The organism is Streptomyces sp. NPDC002536, assembly GCF_053594995.1.
The window spans coordinates 1-16215 of the sequence record NZ_JBSFWU010000043.1 but is presented as its reverse complement, the minus strand read 5'-3'; the positions used below and the strand labels follow the sequence as shown (position 1 = coordinate 16215).

General features: G+C 72.2%; 18 protein-coding genes, 1 tRNA gene and 1 pseudogene. 14 read left to right on the top strand and 6 right to left on the bottom strand.

Annotated features, from left to right (window positions below; all coding sequences use genetic code 11):
* Positions 1 to 55: 55 nt before the first annotated feature.
* Positions 56 to 1213, bottom strand: coding sequence for a sensor histidine kinase (locus ACWD4B_RS17700; protein WP_451421580.1), 1158 nt, complete (start codon positions 1211 to 1213; stop codon positions 56 to 58).
* 138 nt (positions 1214 to 1351) lie between these two features.
* Between ACWD4B_RS17700 and ACWD4B_RS17695 the strand changes: the two genes are divergently transcribed.
* The 11 genes from ACWD4B_RS17695 (at position 1352) to htpX (ending at position 12382) form a co-directional block, all read left to right on the top strand.
* A complete protein-coding gene (locus ACWD4B_RS17695) occupies positions 1352 to 1768 on the top strand; it encodes an NADH-quinone oxidoreductase subunit A (RefSeq protein ID WP_336413104.1) in 417 nt (138 codons plus the stop codon).
* The gene (locus ACWD4B_RS17690) at positions 1759 to 2358 is read left to right on the top strand and encodes an NADH-quinone oxidoreductase subunit B (protein WP_451421579.1); all 600 of its coding nucleotides are present in this window, start codon (positions 1759 to 1761) and stop codon (positions 2356 to 2358) included. Before ACWD4B_RS17695 ends, ACWD4B_RS17690 begins: the two co-directional genes overlap by 10 nt.
* Complete coding sequence (locus tag ACWD4B_RS17685) at positions 2355 to 3848, top strand: NADH-quinone oxidoreductase subunit C (protein WP_451421578.1); 1494 nt, start codon at positions 2355 to 2357, stop codon at positions 3846 to 3848. Before ACWD4B_RS17690 ends, ACWD4B_RS17685 begins: the two co-directional genes overlap by 4 nt.
* Positions 3845 to 4810 carry a complex I subunit 1/NuoH family protein gene (locus tag ACWD4B_RS17680; RefSeq protein ID WP_390780769.1) on the top strand — a complete coding sequence of 322 codons (966 nt, stop codon included), beginning with the start codon at positions 3845 to 3847 and terminating at the stop codon, positions 4808 to 4810. The genes ACWD4B_RS17685 and ACWD4B_RS17680 overlap by 4 nt, the downstream gene beginning before the upstream one ends.
* Complete coding sequence (locus ACWD4B_RS17675; RefSeq protein ID WP_451421577.1) at positions 4810 to 5364, top strand: NuoI/complex I 23 kDa subunit family protein; 555 nt, start codon at positions 4810 to 4812, stop codon at positions 5362 to 5364. Before ACWD4B_RS17680 ends, ACWD4B_RS17675 begins: the two co-directional genes overlap by 1 nt.
* A complete protein-coding gene (locus ACWD4B_RS17670; RefSeq protein ID WP_451421576.1) occupies positions 5361 to 5948 on the top strand; it encodes an NADH-quinone oxidoreductase subunit J family protein in 588 nt (195 codons plus the stop codon). The genes ACWD4B_RS17675 and ACWD4B_RS17670 overlap by 4 nt, the downstream gene beginning before the upstream one ends.
* A complete protein-coding gene (gene nuoK, locus ACWD4B_RS17665; protein WP_336413098.1) occupies positions 5948 to 6313 on the top strand; it encodes an NADH-quinone oxidoreductase subunit NuoK in 366 nt (121 codons plus the stop codon). Before ACWD4B_RS17670 ends, nuoK begins: the two co-directional genes overlap by 1 nt.
* Positions 6310 to 8301 carry an NADH-quinone oxidoreductase subunit 5 family protein gene (locus ACWD4B_RS17660; RefSeq protein WP_451421575.1) on the top strand — a complete coding sequence of 664 codons (1992 nt, stop codon included), beginning with the start codon at positions 6310 to 6312 and terminating at the stop codon, positions 8299 to 8301. Before nuoK ends, ACWD4B_RS17660 begins: the two co-directional genes overlap by 4 nt.
* A 2-nt stretch (positions 8302 to 8303) precedes the next feature.
* Positions 8304 to 9866: a complex I subunit 4 family protein gene (locus tag ACWD4B_RS17655; RefSeq protein ID WP_451421574.1), complete on the top strand. Its 1563-nt coding sequence runs from the start codon at positions 8304 to 8306 to the stop codon at positions 9864 to 9866.
* Positions 9866 to 11371 (top strand): NADH-quinone oxidoreductase subunit N, encoded by a 1506-nt coding sequence (locus ACWD4B_RS17650; RefSeq protein ID WP_451421573.1) that lies wholly within the window; start codon positions 9866 to 9868, stop codon positions 11369 to 11371. Before ACWD4B_RS17655 ends, ACWD4B_RS17650 begins: the two co-directional genes overlap by 1 nt.
* Before the next feature lie 144 nt (positions 11372 to 11515).
* Positions 11516 to 12382, top strand: coding sequence for a zinc metalloprotease HtpX (htpX, locus tag ACWD4B_RS17645; protein ID WP_336413094.1), 867 nt, complete (start codon positions 11516 to 11518; stop codon positions 12380 to 12382).
* Positions 12383 to 12384: 2 nt separating this feature from the next.
* On the opposite strand, the gene ACWD4B_RS17640 is transcribed toward htpX, so the two are convergent.
* Entirely contained in the window at positions 12385 to 12720 is a 336-nt protein-coding gene (locus ACWD4B_RS17640) for a hypothetical protein (RefSeq protein WP_451421572.1), read from the bottom strand.
* A gap of 107 nt (positions 12721 to 12827) precedes the next feature.
* Positions 12828 to 13436: a carbonic anhydrase gene (locus ACWD4B_RS17635; protein ID WP_451421571.1), complete on the bottom strand. Its 609-nt coding sequence runs from the start codon at positions 13434 to 13436 to the stop codon at positions 12828 to 12830.
* Between the two features lie 198 nt (positions 13437 to 13634).
* On the opposite strand from ACWD4B_RS17635, the gene ACWD4B_RS17630 reads away from it, so the two are divergent.
* Together ACWD4B_RS17630 and ACWD4B_RS17625 are read left to right on the top strand one after the other, a co-directional pair.
* Positions 13635 to 13826, top strand: a complete 192-nt coding sequence (locus ACWD4B_RS17630) for a YegP family protein (RefSeq protein ID WP_451421570.1) — start codon at positions 13635 to 13637, stop codon at positions 13824 to 13826.
* A gap of 73 nt (positions 13827 to 13899) precedes the next feature.
* Complete coding sequence (locus tag ACWD4B_RS17625; RefSeq protein WP_336413090.1) at positions 13900 to 14292, top strand: YccF domain-containing protein; 393 nt, start codon at positions 13900 to 13902, stop codon at positions 14290 to 14292.
* A 99-nt stretch (positions 14293 to 14391) separates the two neighbouring features.
* Here ACWD4B_RS17625 and ACWD4B_RS17620 read toward each other — a convergent pair whose 3' ends face one another.
* A complete protein-coding gene (locus tag ACWD4B_RS17620) occupies positions 14392 to 14880 on the bottom strand; it encodes a YajQ family cyclic di-GMP-binding protein (RefSeq protein WP_336413089.1) in 489 nt (162 codons plus the stop codon).
* A 208-nt stretch (positions 14881 to 15088) separates the two neighbouring features.
* Here ACWD4B_RS17620 and ACWD4B_RS17615 point away from each other — a divergent pair.
* Positions 15089 to 15170: transfer RNA gene (locus ACWD4B_RS17615), tRNA-Tyr, on the top strand.
* A 72-nt stretch (positions 15171 to 15242) separates the two neighbouring features.
* Here ACWD4B_RS17615 and ACWD4B_RS17610 read toward each other — a convergent pair.
* Positions 15243 to 15905, bottom strand: a complete 663-nt coding sequence (locus ACWD4B_RS17610) for an NAD(P)H-binding protein (protein ID WP_451421569.1) — start codon at positions 15903 to 15905, stop codon at positions 15243 to 15245.
* 27 nt (positions 15906 to 15932) lie between these two features.
* A pseudogene (locus tag ACWD4B_RS17605) lies at positions 15933 to 16215 on the bottom strand (hypothetical protein); the annotation flags it as partial.

Genomic DNA, 16215 nt, shown 5'->3' with positions numbered 1-16215 from the left:
CCGTAAGGGGCGCGAGGAACTGCGCGACCAGCCACAGCCGACCCGCAGATCCCGACTAGCGATCCCGCCAGGGCAGCTCGGCGGTGACGACCGTCGGCCCGCCGACAGGCGAATCGACGACGAACACCCCGTCCACCGAGCCCAGCCGCTCGGCGAGCCCGGCAAGGCCGGAGCCGGTGGCGGTGGTCGCACCGCCACGACCGTCATCCCGGACCTGGAACATCAGCCGCTTGCCCGACCGCCACACCTCCACGCGCGCCGTACGCGCATGACTGTGCTTGCTGATGTTCTGCAGCAGCTCGGAGACGGTGAAGTACGCAATCCCCTCGACCGCAGGTGCGGGACGCACGTCCAGCTCCACCGAGACGGTGACCGGCACCGTGCAACGGCCCGCCACCGAGGACAGTGCCGCGTCCAGGCCGCGGTCGGTGAGCACGGCCGGGTGGATGCCGCGGGCGAGGTCCCGCAGCTCCTGCAGGGCGAGCTTCACCTCGCCGTGCGCCTCGTCCACCATCTTCGCCGCCACTTCCGGGTCCTCCAGCAGCTTCTCCTTGGCCAGGCCCAGCCCCATGGCGAGGGCGACGAGGCGGGCCTGGGCGCCGTCGTGCAGGTCGCGCTCGATGCGGCGCAGGTCGGCGGCCGCGGTGTCGACGACCACGCCGCGGTCCTGCTCCAGCTCCGCGATGCGCCGCTCCAGCTCGCTCGACGGGCACAGCAGGCCGCGCACCATGGCCCGGTCGACGTTGGTCAGGAGCCGGGCGAGGTGTCCCAGGACAGGCCAGGCGACGAAGAGCGAGACCAGGGTGACGCTGAATGTGAGGACGCCCCAGGGCAGCCGGATGAACGCGTACAGGGTGCCGCGCCAGGCGACCGGGTCCTTCAGGGACGTCCACAACCAGCCGAAGAACCCGCGGTTCGTGCGGCCGCGCGAGCGGGCCAGCGGGCTCGGCTCGTCGATGTGCAGGCCCAGCAGGCTGCGGGCCCGGCGCCGCTCCAGCCGGCCCAGCTGCCGGGCGCCCATCAGGCCCACGGCCAGCAGCGGCAGGCCCACGACGGTGATCGAGAGGGCGATGCCCGCGTAGAGCCACAGCGAGACGTAGACGAAGGCGACGACGGCCTCCGGCAGGTTGACCAGGAGATGTGCGATTTCCTTCCACGTCCGCCCGCCGAACGCGAGGCGGGGCGGGGGGAGGCGGTCGTCGTCGGTGCTCATGCCCCTTAGCCTGCACGTCCCGAGTGGCCTGTCGCCATGGGGGCCCCGGGTGGTGAGGGGTGGGGAGAACCCCACCAGGGCCTAGACTCCCAGGCGTACAGATCGTCGAACAAACAGGACAGGGAGCGAGGGGCGGACGTGCCGGAGACGACCGTGCGCGCCGGTGGTGCCGACGTCCGGCTTGCCGCCGACTACTTCCACAGCTATTCCGTCGTCGGCCTCCTCGCGGTGATCGGAGTCCTCTTCGTCGCCGTGGCCTTCGGCGCCGGACGGCTGTTGCGGCCCGTGGTGCCGACGCCGGAGAAACTGCTGACGTACGAGTGCGGGGTGGACCCCGTCGGCGAGGGCTGGGCGCACACACAGGTGCGCTATTACGTGTACGCCTTCCTGTATGTGATCTTCGCGGTGGACTCGGTCTTCCTGTTCCCGTGGGCGACGGTCTTCGCCGCGCCGGGCTTCGGCGGCGCCACGCTCGTGGAGATGTTCGTCTTCCTCGGCTTCCTCGCCGTCGGTCTGCTGTATGCATGGAAGAAGGGCGTCCTGGAATGGACGTGACACCTGTGACCTCCGTCGACCTCCCCGAGCCCCGCCGCCTGGGGACCCTGGCCCGGCTGGCGCCCGAACCCATGAAGGTGATCCTGAACTGGGGCCGCCGCTACAGCCTGTGGGTCTTCAACTTCGGCCTGGCCTGCTGCGCGATCGAGTTCATCGCCGCGTCGATGGCCCGGCACGACTTCATCCGCCTCGGCGTCATCCCGTTCGCGCCCGGCCCGCGGCAGGCGGACCTCATGATCGTCTCCGGCACGGTGACGGACAAGATGGCCCCGGCCGTGAAGCGGCTGTACGAGCAGATGCCCGAGCCGAAGTACGTGATCTCCTTCGGCGCCTGTTCGAACTGCGGCGGCCCGTACTGGGACTCGTACTCCGTGACGAAGGGCGTGGACCAGATCATCCCCGTCGACGTCTACGTGCCCGGCTGCCCGCCGCGCCCCGAGGCGCTGCTGCAGGGCATCCTCAAGCTCCAGGAGAAGATCGCCGAGGAGTCGCTCGGCAAGCGGTACACCACCGACGCGCCGGTCGCGGCGCTGCGCAGCGGCCTGGTGACCCCGCCGCCGGCGCCCGGTGCCGGGGGGCGGTCCCGATGACGGCCGTCGGCTGGCTGCCGGAAGCCCCCGAGGAGCTCTTCGGTGCGGGCGCGACCGCGGAGGAGGCGTACGGCCTGCTCACGGTGGACGTCCCCGCGGAGTCCTGGATCACCGCGCTGGAGACCGCCCGCGACCGGCTGGGCTGCACGTTCTTCGACTGGCTGAGCGCCGTGGACGAGCCCGGTACGGGCTTCCGCGTGTCCGCGCACGTGGTCGGCCTGCCGGGCAGGGGCACGGTGCACCGCCTCCTCGTCCGCACGACGGTGCCGCACGAGACCCCGGTTCTCCCGACCGCGATCGGCGTGTACGCCGGTGCGGAGTGGCACGAGCGCGAGACGCACGAGATGTTCGGCGTGGACTTCACGGGCCATCCTCACCTGGTCCCGCTCCTCCTCCCCGAGGGCTTCGAGGGCCACCCCCTGCGCAAGGACTTCGTCCTGGCGGCACGGGTGGCCAAGGCGTGGCCGGGCGCGAAGGAGCCGGGCGAGGCGGCGGAGGGCGGCCCGAAGCGTCGCCAGATGCTCCCGCCGGGCGTCCCCGACCCCAACGAATGGGGCCCCCTGAAGGGCCAGCTCCCCCCGGCCCCCGCCCGCCCGACCCGCACCCCACGCCGTGCCGCTGCCGCTGGGGCTCCGGCGGAAGGGGCGGCACCGGTGCGCCGGGCGCGCAGCGCGAGCGAGGGCTCGGCGAGCCAGACGACGGAGGGCGCGGCTGCTCCGGTGCGCCGGGCACGGAGCGCGAGCGAGGGTTCGGCGAGCCAGGCGGCTGCCGCCCCGGCGCGCCGCACCCGCAGCGTGGCCGACGGATCGGCGAGCCGGCAGCCCACCACGGCGGAACCGCGCCCCGCGCCCCGTCCGAACTCGTCGGACGCCCCGTGGCACCACGCCCGCCCGGCCTTCGACGAGTCCGCCGCCGACGCACCCGAGCCGACCCCCGGCGCCGGCGCACCGGATGCGGCACCCCAACCGCCTTCCGAACCGGCCGCAGGCGCACCGGCGGAGCCCACGGCCCCGGCCGCCGCCCCGGCGTCCGAGCCGGCCCAGGACGAACCCGCCGCAGGCGAGCCCGGCGGCAACCGCCGTGAGGACGCCCCCGCCGGAGGCGCCGCCGCGCCCCCGGGGCCTGCCGCAGTCGAACCGACCGCAGTCGAACCGACCGCAGTCGAACCGACCGCAGTCGAACCGACCGCGGACGAACCGACCGCGGACGAACCGGCCACGGCGCCGGAACCGCGTACCTCCGGCGAGCCGCCGGAGCCGGGAACCCCGGACCGGACCGCCGTGGACGAACCGGCCGCAGCCGGACCGCCCGCCGCAGGCGAGCCGACGCAGCCGGGCACTCCCGACAAGCCCGCCGCAGGCGAACCGGCCCCCGGCGGAGCCGGGAACCCCCCGGAGCGGGACCCCGAGTCCGCCCCCGAGCCCGCCGCAGGCGAACCCGGTACGGGCGGAACCCGTCAGCACAACCCCGCCGGAGGCGACACCGTATGAGTGGCACTCTCGACGTCGTCCTGCGCCTGCTCGCCGTGTTCGTCGCGTTCATCGCGCTGCCGCTGATCGTCGGGCAGACCGAGCACAAGGTCATGGCCCATATGCAGGGGCGCCTCGGGCCGATGTACGCCGGTGGGTTCCACGGGTGGGCGCAGCTCGTCGCGGACGGCGTGAAGTTCGTGCAGAAGGAGGACGTCGTCCCCGCAGGAGCGGACCGGCGGATCTTCCAGCTCGCGCCCGTGGTCGCGCTCCTGCCGTACCTGCTCGTGCTCATCGCGATCCCGGTCGGACCGGGCAACGCCGTGGGGCAGTTCGTCGACGCGGGGATCTTCTTCGTCCTCGCCGTCATGGGCGTCGGTGTCCTCGGCTCGCTGATGGCCGGCTGGGCGTCGGCCAACAAGTTCTCCCTGCTCGGCGGTCTGCGCACCGCCGCCCAGCTGATGGCGTACGAGCTGCCGATGCTGCTCGCCGCGGCCTCGGTCGCGATGGCGGCCGGCACCGTGTCGCTGCCGGGCATCGTGGAGGCCTTCCACTGGTGGTGGGTGCCCTGGCAGATCGTCGGCGGGCTGGTCTTCTTCACGGCCGGCCTGGCCGAGCTGCAGCGGCCGCCGTTCGACATGCCGGTCGCCGACTCGGAGATCATCTTCGGTGCGTACACCGAGTACACCGGCCTGCGCTTCGCGATGTTCCTGCTCGCCGAGTTCGCGGGCATCGTGGTCCTCTGCGCCCTGACGGCCGTCCTCTTCCTCGGCGGCTGGCACGGCCCGTTCGGGGCCGACGGCCTCGGCTGGCTGTGGACGCTGCTCAAGACGGCCGTGCTCGCCTTCGTCGTGATCTGGCTGCGCGTGAGCTATCCGCGGCTGCGCGAGGACCAGCTGCAGAAGCTGGCCTGGACCGTGCTCATCCCGCTCGCGCTCGCGCAGATCGCGCTGACCGGCATCGTGAAGGTGGCGATCCAGTAATGCCCGTCCCCGGCTCCGGCCTCGCCAAGGGCCTCGCCGTCACGCTCCGGACGATGACCCGGCGCTCGGTCACCGCCCAGTACCCGGACGTGCAGCCCGAACTGGCCCCCCGCACCCGCGGGGTCATCGGCCTGTTCGAGGAGAACTGCACCGTCTGCATGCTGTGCGCCCGCGAGTGCCCGGACTGGTGCATCTACATCGACTCCCACAAGGAGACCGTGCCCGCGGCCACCCCCGGCGGCCGCGAACGCAGCCGGAACGTCCTCGACCGCTTCGCGATCGACTTCGCCCTGTGCATGTACTGCGGCATCTGCATCGAGGTGTGCCCCTTCGACGCCCTGTTCTGGTCGCCGGAGTTCGAGTACGCCGAGACGGACATCCACGAGCTCACGCACGAACGCGACCGGCTCCGCGAGTGGATGTGGACGGTGCCCGAGCCGCCCGCGCTCGACCCGGCGGCCGAGGAGCCGAAGGAGATCGCGGCCGCCCGCAAGGCCGCCGAGAAACTGGCAGCACAGCAACAGGCAGAGCAACAGCAGGAGGGAGACGCATGACCACCGCCCCCGCGCTCGCCGCGCAGGCGCCCGGCTTCCTCTCCCCGTCCGGCGTCGAGATCGCCTTCCTCCTGGTCGGCATCGTCACCCTCGGCGCGGCCCTCGTCACCGTCACCACCCGGCAGCTCGTGCACGCCGCCCTGTGGCTGGTGGTGACGCTCGGCGGGCTCGCCGTGGAGTACCTGCTGCTGACGGCGGAGTTCATCGCCTGGGTGCAGGTGCTGATCTACGTCGGCTCCGTCGTCGTGCTCCTCCTCTTCGGGCTGATGCTCACCAAGGCCCCCATCGGCCGCTCCCCGGACGCCGATTCGGGCAACCGGTGGGCCGCCCTCACAGTGGCCGTCGCGGCCGCCGCCGCGCTCGTCTGGGTCGTCGTGGACGCCTTCCGCACGACCTGGATCGACCTGCGCGGCTCCCCGCAGGGCACCACCGCGGTCACCGGCGACATCCTCTTCCGGCACTGGGTGCTGCCGTTCGAGGCCCTGTCCGTCCTGCTGCTCGCCGCGCTGGTCGGCGCGATCGTCCTGTCCCGCAAGGGACACGGGGAAAGACGCGGAGAAAGCGGAGAAGGAGAGCAGCCCTGATGCATCTCGTCTATCCCGCCGTCCTCGCCGCCCTCCTCTTCTGCGTGGGCCTCTACGGCGTGCTCGCCCGGCGCAACGCGATCCTGGTCCTGATGTCCGTCGAGCTGATGCTCAACGCCGTCAACCTCAACCTCGTCGCCTTCGACGTGTGGCTGCGCGACACGCTCCACGCCGGACAGGCGCTCACCCTCTTCGTCATCGCCATTGCCGCCGCCGAGATCGGCATCGGCCTGGCCATCGTCCTGCTCGTCCACCGCAACCGCGGCACCGCCGACATCGACCGGCTCCGCGACCTCAAGGAGACGCCGGACGACCGCCCCGAACGACCCGAGCAGGACCAGCAGAAGGCGGAGGCCGCCGCGTGACGACCACGACCACCGCCGTTCTCGTCCCCCTGCTGCCCTTCCTCGGCGCCGTCGCGGGCCTGCTCACCGGCCGCCGCGCGCCCGGATTCGTCCGGCCGCTCGCCGTGCTGCCGACCGTGGCCGCGGCCGTGCTGGCCGTCGTCGTGGCCTGGCAGCAGGGCGGCGGCAGGGCGATCGACGCGGCCACCCGGCTCACCCCGACCGGCTCCGTGCCCATCGACCTCGCCCTGCACCTGGACGGCTTCGCCGTGCTCGCCGCCGTCCTCGTCGGCGTCGTCGCCTCCTGCGTCCAGCTGTACTCGACGGCCTACCTGCGCAACGACCCGCGCTACGCCTCCTACGCGGCCCTCGTCTCCCTCTTCACCTCCGCGATGCTGCTCGTCGTCTACTCCGGCGACCTGATGGTGCTGCTGGTCGGCTGGGAGGTCATGGGCATCTGCTCGTACTTCCTCGTCGGCCACTACTGGGAGACCAAGGAGGCGCGCGAGGCGTCCCTCAAGGCCTTCCTGGTCACCAAGCTCGGCGACGTCCCCTTCCTGATCGGCATCTTCGCGCTGGCCGCCGACGCCGGGACGTTCCGGATCAACGGCATCCTCACCGCCGCCGCGAACGGCGGCCTCGCGCACCCGACGCTGGTCGCGCTGCTGCTGCTCGCCGGAGTCGCGGGCAAGTCCGCGCAGTTCCCGCTGCACACCTGGCTGCCCGACGCGATGGCCGGCCCCACCCCGGTGTCCGCGCTGATCCACGCCGCGACGATGGTCGCCGCCGGTGTGTACGTCGTCGCCCGGCTGCTGCCCGTCTTCGCCGCCTCCACGGCCGCGCTCGTCGTGCTCGCCGTGATGGCCGCCGTCACCATGGTCGGCTCGGCGCTCGCCGCGCTCGCGCAGGACGACATCAAGCGCGTCCTCGCCTACTCGACCATCGGCCAGCTCGGCTACATGACCGGCGCCCTCGCCGTCGGCGACCGCAGCGCCGCCGTCTTCCACCTCCTCACGCACGGTGCGTTCAAGGCGCTCCTCTTCCTCGGGGCGGGCGTGATCATCCACGCCGCCGGCACCAACTCGCTGTCCGCGATGGCCCGCACGGGCGGCCTCGCCCGGCGCATCCCGGACGCGTACTGGACGATGACCGTCGCCCTGCTCGCGCTCGCCGCGATCCCTCCCTTCAGCGGCTTCTTCTCCAAGGAGGCCGTCCTCGGCGCCGCGGAGCACGCCGCCCGCGGCGAGGCGCACGGCATCCCCGGCGCGGCCGGCTGGACCGTGCTGGCCGCAGGACTGCTCACCGCCCTGCTCACCGCCGCCTACGCCGGCCGCCTCTGGCTGATGGCCTTCCGCGGCACCGGCCCCGAGGCCGCGGACCACGGCCGGGAGCCCGTCGCCATAAACGCGGTGCTCTGGGTGCTGTTCGTGCCGGCCCTCGCGCTGGGCCTGGCCGCCTGGAAGCTGCCCGACTGGTTCGGCGGGCACGCGCTGACCCCGACCCTCACCACCTCCGTCCTGGGCACCGGCTGTGCCCTGCTCGGCCTGGCCGCCGTCTACGCGGCCTGGCGCCGTTCCCGTGCACTCACCGCCGCCGTCCCCATGGGCGCCGTGGCCGCCGACCCGGACGCCGCCCCCTATGTGTCCGAGACGGAGACCATCGCCACCCACGAGCAGGCCTACGGCAGCGTCGCGGGCGCGCAGGACCCGGGCGACCCCGGCCGGCTGCTGCTCGGCCCCCTGCACCGGCACGCCGCCACCGGCTTCCACCTCGACGCCGTGTACTCCGCGCTGTTCGTCCGGCCCACCCGCGCCGCCGCCCGCCTCGCGCAGTTCCTCGACCGCGAGGTCGTCGAGACCTACGTGCGCGGTGCCGCCTCCGCCCCCGGGCTGCTCGGTGCCGCCGTGCGCCGGGCGCAGACCGGCAATGTGCAGACCTACCTCGGTGCCCTGTTCGCCGGCTCCGTCGTCCTGGCCGTCGCCGCCGTTCTCGTAGCCACCGGAGCCTGACCGTGAGTCATACCGTTCTGCAGATCCTCCTCGCTGCGATCGTCGTCGTCCCCCTCGCCGGAGCCGTCGCCGCGCTGCTGCCGGCCCCGCCCGGCCTGAAGGGCAGGAGCCCCGAGCAGGCCGTGCTCCGGCACGGCGTCACCGTCACCGGCGCCGTCCTCGCGCTGTCCGTCGCCCTGGCCGCGGGCTTCGACCACGGTCACCCGGCGCGGATGCAGGCGACCACGGACGTGAGCTGGATCCCGGCCCTCGGCATCCGGATCCACCTCGGCGTGGACGGCGTCTCCCTCCCCCTCCTCGTCCTGACCGCGCTGCTGACCTTCCTCTGCGCGCTGTACAGCTACTTCCGCATGCCTGCGGGCCCGTCTCCCAAGGCATACGTCGCGCTGATCCTCGTGCTGGAGTCCGGCACCCTGGCGAGCTTCGCGGTGCTCGACCTGGTGCTGTTCTTCCTGGCGTTCGAGATGGTCCTCGTCCCGATGTACTTCCTCGTCGCCCGCTGGGGCGGCGACGGCCGCGAGCGCGCGGCCTGGCGCTTCATCCTCTACACCGTGCTCGGCTCGGTCGTGATGCTGCTCGGCCTCCTCCTCGTCGGCATCAAGGGCGGCACCTTCGACATGGTGGCACTCGCCACTGACAACGGCTCGAAGCTGAGCCACACGACGCAGCTCGTCGCGGCTCTGGCCATCGGGATCGGACTGGCCGTCAAGGCCCCGATGTGGCCCCTGCACAGCTGGCTGCCCGACGCCCACACCGCCGCCCCGACCACGGGTTCGGTGCTGCTCGCGGGCGTCCTGCTGAAGATGGGCACGTACGGGTTCGTCCGGATCATCCTCCCGGTCACCCCGGACGGGGCCCACACGCTGGCGCCCTACCTCGCCGCCTTCGCGGCCGTCGGGATCGTCTACGGCTCCCTGGTCTGCCTGGCGCTGGCCCGCTCGGGCGCGAAGGGCGACCTCAAGCGGCTGATCGCCTACTCCTCCGTGGGCCACATGGGCTTCGTCCTCCTGGGTATCGCCACCCTCACCCCCACCGGGGTCAACGGCGCCCTCTTCGCCAACATCGCCCACGGCCTCATCACCGGCCTCCTCTTCTTCCTGGTCGGAGCGATCAAGGACCGGTACGGCACCAGCGACCTCGACGCCCTCTCCGGCGCGACCGGCGCGGCCCTCTACGGCCGGGCCCCCCGGCTCGGCGGCCTCCTCGCCTTCGGCGCCGTCGCCTCCCTCGGGCTGCCCGGACTGGCCGGCTTCTGGGGCGAGATGCTCGCCATGTTCGGCTCGTTCCGCCCCGCCGACGGCCTCAGCCGCCCCGCCTACCTGACGTTCATGGCCCTCGCCGGCCTCGGCACCCTGCTCACGGCCGCCTACATGCTGGTCGTCGTGCGCCGCGTGTGCATGGGGGAGAAGGCGCAGGAGACCCCCGCCCTCGCGGACGTCCGGACGTACGAGTTCGCCGCCTGGACCCCGCTCGTCGCCCTCACCGTCCTCGCCGGACTCTGGCCCGCGGCCCTCCTCGGCCTCACCGACCCGGCCGTACAGCAGCTCCTCCGAGGAGGCAACTGATGGGCTCCCTCGTCCAGTCCGTCGACTGGCTCGCCATCGCCCCGCCCACCGTCACGGCCCTCGTGGCGCTGGCCGTCCTGGTCGCCGACCTCTTCCTGCCGGAGGAGCGCAAGCCGCTCCTCGGCCGCATCGCCGTCGGCGGACTGGTGCTGGCCGGGCTGAGCCTGCTCCCGCTGCTGGGCGGCGACCGCTCCACCTTCTGCCTGACGACCGGCACGCGCGTGTGCAGCTACACGGCGGACCACTTCACCCTGGTCATCCAGTTCCTCGTGCTGGGCGGAGCACTGCTGACCGCGCTGCTGTCCTTCAGCGCGCTCGACGATCTCGAACTCCCCCGTGGGGAGTACTGGTTCCTGCTGCTGTCCTCCGCCGCCGGAGCCGCGCTGCTGCCCGCCTCCCGCGACCTCGCCACGATCGTGGTGGCCCTGGAGGTCGCCTCCCTGCCGGCCTTCGCCCTCGTGGGCCTGCGCCGCGGCGACAGCCGCTCCTCCGAGGCGGCGCTGAAGTTCTTCCTGTCGTCGGTCACCGCGACCGCCGTCACCCTGCTCGGCGTCAGCTTCGTCTACGCGGCCACCGGCACGCTGCACCTCGGCCAGGTCGCCGAGGGCCTCACCCACGTCGACCCGCGCCTGGCCACCCTCGCCGAGGCGGGCGTCGCCCTCACCCTCGTCGGCTTCGCGTTCAAGACCGCGGCCGTCCCGTTCCACTTCTGGGTGCCCGACACCTACGCGGGCGCGCCGCTGCCCGTCGCCGCGTACCTGTCCGTCATCGGCAAGGCGGTCGGCTTCACCGGCCTCATCCTCGTGACGGTCCTCGGCTTCCCGTCGTACGCCGACGTGTGGGGCCCGGCCCTCGCCGTCCTCGCCGCCCTGACGATGACCATCGGCAACGTCGCCGCCGTGCGCCAGCGCCCGGAGCGCGACCGCAGCGCCGTGCGCCTGCTCGCCTGGTCCTCCGTCGGCCAGGCCGGCTACCTGCTGGTGCCGATCGCGGCCGCCGGCTACGCGGGCGGCCCGGGGCACGCCATCGGCTCCACCGTCGCGTACGCCCTGATGTACGCGGCCGTGAACCTCGGCGCCTTCGCCGTCGCCGGGCTCGTCGCCCGGACGAGCCCGGACAACCGCATCACCGACTACCGCGGCCTCTACGCCCGCCGCCCGCTCGCCGCGCTCGCCCTCGGCTTCTTCCTGCTCTGCCTGGCCGGTCTGCCGCCGGGCGTGATCGGCCTGTTCGCGAAGGTCACGGTCTTCACGGCGGCCGTGGACGCGGGGCTCGGCTGGCTGGCGGTCGTCATGGCCGTCAACGTCGTGATCGCGCTCTACTACTACCTGCAGTGGACGGCAGTGCTGTTCAGGCCGGCCGACGGGGAGGCGGAGGCGCCGCAGCCGGCGGGCCGGATCCCGCTGCCCCTGGCCACCGCCATCGGCCTGGCGGCCGTCCTCGGCGTGGTCCTCTCCGGCGCCCCGCAGCTGGTCCTGCGCTTCGCCTCGGGGGCGCTGCTGTAGGGGGCCGCCCGGGCGCGCTCACCCGAACGGGGCAGCGCCAGGGAGCGTGCACAAGGGAACTAGCGGCCCTCGTCTGGCGTTGACCAGTTCGAAAGGTTCCACTGGTTCAAGGGTTCCCCTGCCGCACCATTTGGAGGGCGTACCGTGCACCGCCGGCACAACGGGCTCAGGACGGCCGTACTCCTCGGGGGACTGTCCGCGCTCATCATCGTCATCGGCAGCTTCTTCGGCCGCGGAGGCCTGGTCGTCGCGGTCCTGGTGGCGCTCGGCACCAACGCCTACGCCTACTGGAACAGCGACAAGCTGGCCCTGCGCGCGATGCGCGCCAGGCCCGTCAGCGAGTTCGAGGCCCCCCAGCTCTACCGGATGGTCCGCGAGCTCTCCACGGCCGCGCGCCAGCCCATGCCGCGCCTCTACATCTCCCCGACGGAGGCCCCCAACGCCTTCGCCACCGGCCGTAATCCGCGCAACGCGGCCGTCTGCTGCACGGACGGCATCCTGCGCCTGCTCGACGAGCGCGAACTGCGCGGCGTCATCGGCCACGAGCTCAGCCACGTCTACAACCGGGACATCCTCATCTCCTCCGTGGCCGGTGCCCTGGCCTCGGTGGTGATGTTCCTGGTCAACTTCGCCTGGCTGATCCCCTTCGGCCGCAACGAGGACGACGAGGGTCCCGGCATCCTCGGCATGCTGCTGATCATGATCCTGGGCCCGGTCGCGGCCTCGCTCATCCAGCTGGCCGTCAGCCGCTCCCGGGAGTACGAGGCCGACGCCTCCGGCGCCCGCCTCACGGGCGACCCCCTGGCCCTGGCCTCGGCCCTCCGCAAGCTGGAGGCGGGCACCCAGCGCCTGCCGCTGCCGCCGGAGCCGCGCCTGGAGACCGCGAGCCACATGATGATCGCGAACCCGTTCCGGGCGGGGGAGGGCATGTCGAAGCTCTTCTCCACGCACCCGCCGATGGGTGAGCGCATCGCCCGCCTGGAGCAGATGGCCGGCTACCGGCGGCCGTAGCCTCAGGCCTTGCCGAAGCCGTCGAGGCCGGTGAAGCCGTCGGCACCGGCGACGCTGTCGACGAGCGTGAAGTCGTCGCCGCTGGCGAAAATGACGCTCTGTCCGTCGAAGGCGCCCCCCTTGCAGACCAGCGTGTACATGGGCTGCGTGGGGAGCCCGCCCTTGATCACGTCGAGCCTGCCCTTGCCGTTGTAGCAGCTCTTGAAGTCCGTGTCCGTCGGGACGACGGCGGAGGCGGAGGCTCCGAGTGCGCTGAAGGCGACCAGCACCGCGGCGACGACTGCGGGGCGGGTCGTCCGGGCCCGTAGGGGCATGCGTATGGACATGCGTATGGACATGGGGACTCCTCGCGGAATGCGCAGGGTTGCGACACGCCCACCATGACCGGCCGCCCCGCCGTACGGCTCGCTGCGTTACCCCATTCGGGGGGCAGCCGGCCGGAGGCTCAGAGGGGCAGGAACGCGTCGAGTCCGGGGTCGTGCGCGAGCACCAGGCCGGTGTTCACCTCGTAGAACCAGCCGTGCAGCCGCAGCCGCCCGTCGGCCAGCCGCTCCCGGACGGACGGGTACGTGCGCAGCCGCTCCAGCTGTACGCGCACGTTGCGCTGCACCGCCGCGTGCACGCCCGGGTCGCCGTCGTGCCCGAGCCGGTCCAGGCCGTCCGGCAGCTGGGAGTTGAGCCAGCCCGCGACGGCCGGCACGGCGGTCAGGTCCTCACCGCGCACCCGTGCCCCGACCGCGCCGCAGTGCGAGTGGCCGCACACCACGATGTCCGGCACCTCGAGCACGTCCACCGCGTACTCGACGGTCGCGGACTCGCCGCTGGGCCGGGTGTCGTCGTACGCAGGGACGGCGTTGCCGGCCGTCCGCAGTTCGAACAGCTCGCCCGGGCGGGCGCCGGTTATCAGGGACGGTACGACCCGCGAGTCCGAGCACGTCACGAACAGCGCCGTGGGCGACTGCCCGTCGGCGAGCCGCCCGAACTCGGCACGCCTGCGGGCGTTGCGGGCGATGCGCCGCTTCAGGGTGCGGGCGTGTTCGATGAAGGGCTGCATGAGGTTCCCCCTGGGTGCATGCCGATGCCGGGTTACCCAGGAACTGCCCTTGTCGGACTGGTGATATGCCTGGTTCCGGAAGGCCCGCGCGTGGGCAGGGGCCGCGACGTCCGCTCACCCGGACGGTGGTCATGGGGCTGCCGGGAGGTGCGCGGGGTGCGTTCCTGGGAGCAGCACCCCTGCGACCGAGGAGGAACCGTGTCCGGCAAGTTCGAGATGTACGAGGACAAGGCGGGGAAGTACCGCTACCGGCTCAAGGCGGGCAACGGCGAGATCATCGCCGTCGGCGAGGCCTACAACTCGAAGTCCGCCTGCGAGAAGGGCATCGAGTCCGTGAAGCGCAACGCGGCGGGCGCAGAGGTCAAGGAGGTTCCCCGGGAGGCCCGCTGACCAGGAGCAACCGAAGCGCGGCGCGACGGCGTCTCAGTGGCCGGAGAACCGGTCGCGTGAAAGGCTGTCAACTATGAGGTTCATCCTGAATATCGTCTGGCTGGTCCTCTGCGGCCTGTGGATGGCCATCGGATATTGCATCGCAGGCCTCATCTGCTGCGTGCTCATCGTCACGATCCCCTTCGGCATTGCCAGCTTCCGTATCGCCTCGTACGCCCTGTGGCCGTTCGGCCGCACGACGGTCGAGCGGCGTGACGCGGGCGCGGGTTCGTTCATCGGCAACGTCATCTGGATCGTCTTCGCGGGCTGGTGGCTCGCGTTGGGGCACATCTTCACCGGAATCGCGCTCTGTTGCACGATCATCGGCATTCCGCTGGGCATTGCGAACTTCAAGCTGATCCCGGTTTCGCTGATGCCGCTCGGCCGGGAAATCGTGTCCACGGACGAGGCGTTCGGCCGCTGGTGACGGCAGGCCGGCGCCCCGCACACGGAAAAGGGCGCGTCGGGGACGGCGGAACCGTCCCTGACGCGCCCTCTTCGGGTGGTCACCGCAACCGGCAGTCGTCTAGCGGTAGTTGACGAACTGCAGGGCGAAGTCCAGGTCCTTGCCCTTCAGCAGGGCGATGATGGCCTGGAGGTCGTCGCGGCTCTTGGAGGAGACGCGCAGCTCGTCGCCCTGGACCTGGGCCTTGACGCCCTTGGGGCCCTCATCGCGGATGATCTTGGCGACCTTCTTCGCGTTCTCCTGGGAGATGCCCTCCTCGAGCGAGGCGAAGATCTTGTACTCCTTGCCGGAGGCCTGCGGTTCGCCCGCATCCAGGGCCTTCAGCGAGATGCCGCGCTTGATGAGCTTGGACTGGAAGACGTCGAGAATCGCGTTGACCCGCTCCTCGGAGTTGGCGCGCATCTCGATCTTCTCGCCGGACCAGGCGATCGACGCACCGACGTTCTTGAAGTCGTAGCGCTGCGAGATCTCCTTCGCGGCCTGGTTGAGGGCGTTGTCGACCTCCTGCCGCTCGACCTTCGAGACGATGTCGAAACTGGAGTCGGCCATATTGAGTTGGCTCCTCGTGCATAGATCCGTCAGGGGAGCGGCCCGGTGGCACCCGGGCCGGTGGCCGGGGACGGCCGCGCCGCCAGCCTAGTCATCCCGGACCCCGCAGGGGTGCTGCGAACCGAGTGGCGGACCACCCCTGGTCATCGGGTATGGTTTACGTCGTTGCCCCGGGGGATCTCGCAAGGGACCCGAGGCGACAACCCATGGCGGTGTGCCCGAGTGGCCAATGGGAGCGGACTGTAAATCCGTCGGCTTAGCCTACCCAGGTTCGAATCCTGGCGCCGCCACCGGACAAGGCCCCCGATCTTCGGATCGGGGGCCTTTCCGTTTGTGGCGCGGCGTGCGGCGCGGCCGTCGGATCAGGCTCCCGCCGCTTTCGCGACCGCTTCCGCCACCGGCGTGTCGCCGCCGGTCAGCTCCAGCGTGCGGCCCGCCGTCCCCGGCTCGTCCAGCAGCGCCGCCAGCACGGCCGCCACGTCGTCGCGCGTGACGTCGCCCCGGCCCGTGGAGTCCGCCAGGGCCACCCGGCCCGTGCCCGGCTCGTTCGTCAGCCGCCCCGGGCGCAGAATCGTCCAGTCCAGGCCGGGCCGGGAGCGGACGTCCGCGTCGGCGGCGCCCTTCGCACGCAGGTACGCGGCGAAGACCGGATCCGTGCCCTCCGGGGGCTCGCGGTCGGCGCCCATCGAGGAGACGACCACGAAGCGCCGCACCCCGGCCGCCTCGGCCGCGTCGGCGAAGAGCGAGGCCGCCGCACGGTCGACGGTGTCCTTGCGCTCCATGCCGCTGCCCGGGCCCGCGCCGGCCGCGAACACCGCGGCGTCCGCGCCCTCCAGATGCCGTGCCACGTCCCCGACCGTCGCCGACTCCAGGTCGCACACGACCGGTTCGGCACCTGCAGCGAGCAGATCGCCCGCCTGTTCCGTGCGGCGGATGACGCCCGCCACCTCGTCACCGCGCGCGGCGAGCAGCCGCTCCAGCCGCAGCGCGATCCGACCATGTCCACCTGCGATGACAATGCGCATGATGCGACCGTAGCCCGCTACCGGCGGTCAGGCCGGGTCCGCGCCGCGCGGCGCCTGCCGCGGCAGGTCCAGGGCCACCGCGGCCTGGGCGTCGCAGAACTCCCGCACCGCGCTTGTCCGCGCCACCACCCGCCCCCGGTGCACCACGAGCCGGCTGTAGCCCAGCGACAGGACCCCTGCGATCCCCGTGCCCCGCACCGCCAGCAGCTCCGCGGCCAGCACGACATCGATCCGCTGTGCAACGTCCAACTGCGGCTTGCGAATCGCCGTTTCGAACTGACCGATGTACGAGCCCGAGCAGAACACCCGC

What these genes read in the sequence shown, in the direction of transcription:
- ACWD4B_RS17625 (WP_336413090.1), top strand. Translation starts at nt 13,900, where the DNA reads ATGAGGTTCATCCTGAATATCGTCTGGCTGGTCCTCTGCGGCCTGTGG.
- ACWD4B_RS17610 (WP_451421569.1), bottom strand. Translation starts at nt 15,905, where the DNA reads ATGCGCATTGTCATCGCAGGTGGACATGGTCGGATCGCGCTGCGGCTG.
- ACWD4B_RS17675 (WP_451421577.1), top strand. Translation starts at nt 4,810, where the DNA reads ATGCCCGTCCCCGGCTCCGGCCTCGCCAAGGGCCTCGCCGTCACGCTC.
- ACWD4B_RS17700 (WP_451421580.1), bottom strand. Translation starts at nt 1,213, where the DNA reads ATGAGCACCGACGACGACCGCCTCCCCCCGCCCCGCCTCGCGTTCGGC.
- ACWD4B_RS17690 (WP_451421579.1), top strand. Translation starts at nt 1,759, where the DNA reads ATGGACGTGACACCTGTGACCTCCGTCGACCTCCCCGAGCCCCGCCGC.
- ACWD4B_RS17680 (WP_390780769.1), top strand. Translation starts at nt 3,845, where the DNA reads ATGAGTGGCACTCTCGACGTCGTCCTGCGCCTGCTCGCCGTGTTCGTC.
- nuoK (WP_336413098.1), top strand. Translation starts at nt 5,948, where the DNA reads ATGCATCTCGTCTATCCCGCCGTCCTCGCCGCCCTCCTCTTCTGCGTG.
- ACWD4B_RS17685 (WP_451421578.1), top strand. Translation starts at nt 2,355, where the DNA reads ATGACGGCCGTCGGCTGGCTGCCGGAAGCCCCCGAGGAGCTCTTCGGT.
- ACWD4B_RS17670 (WP_451421576.1), top strand. Translation starts at nt 5,361, where the DNA reads ATGACCACCGCCCCCGCGCTCGCCGCGCAGGCGCCCGGCTTCCTCTCC.
- ACWD4B_RS17635 (WP_451421571.1), bottom strand. Translation starts at nt 13,436, where the DNA reads ATGCAGCCCTTCATCGAACACGCCCGCACCCTGAAGCGGCGCATCGCC.
- ACWD4B_RS17640 (WP_451421572.1), bottom strand. Translation starts at nt 12,720, where the DNA reads ATGTCCATACGCATGTCCATACGCATGCCCCTACGGGCCCGGACGACC.
- ACWD4B_RS17650 (WP_451421573.1), top strand. Translation starts at nt 9,866, where the DNA reads ATGGGCTCCCTCGTCCAGTCCGTCGACTGGCTCGCCATCGCCCCGCCC.
- ACWD4B_RS17620 (WP_336413089.1), bottom strand. Translation starts at nt 14,880, where the DNA reads ATGGCCGACTCCAGTTTCGACATCGTCTCGAAGGTCGAGCGGCAGGAG.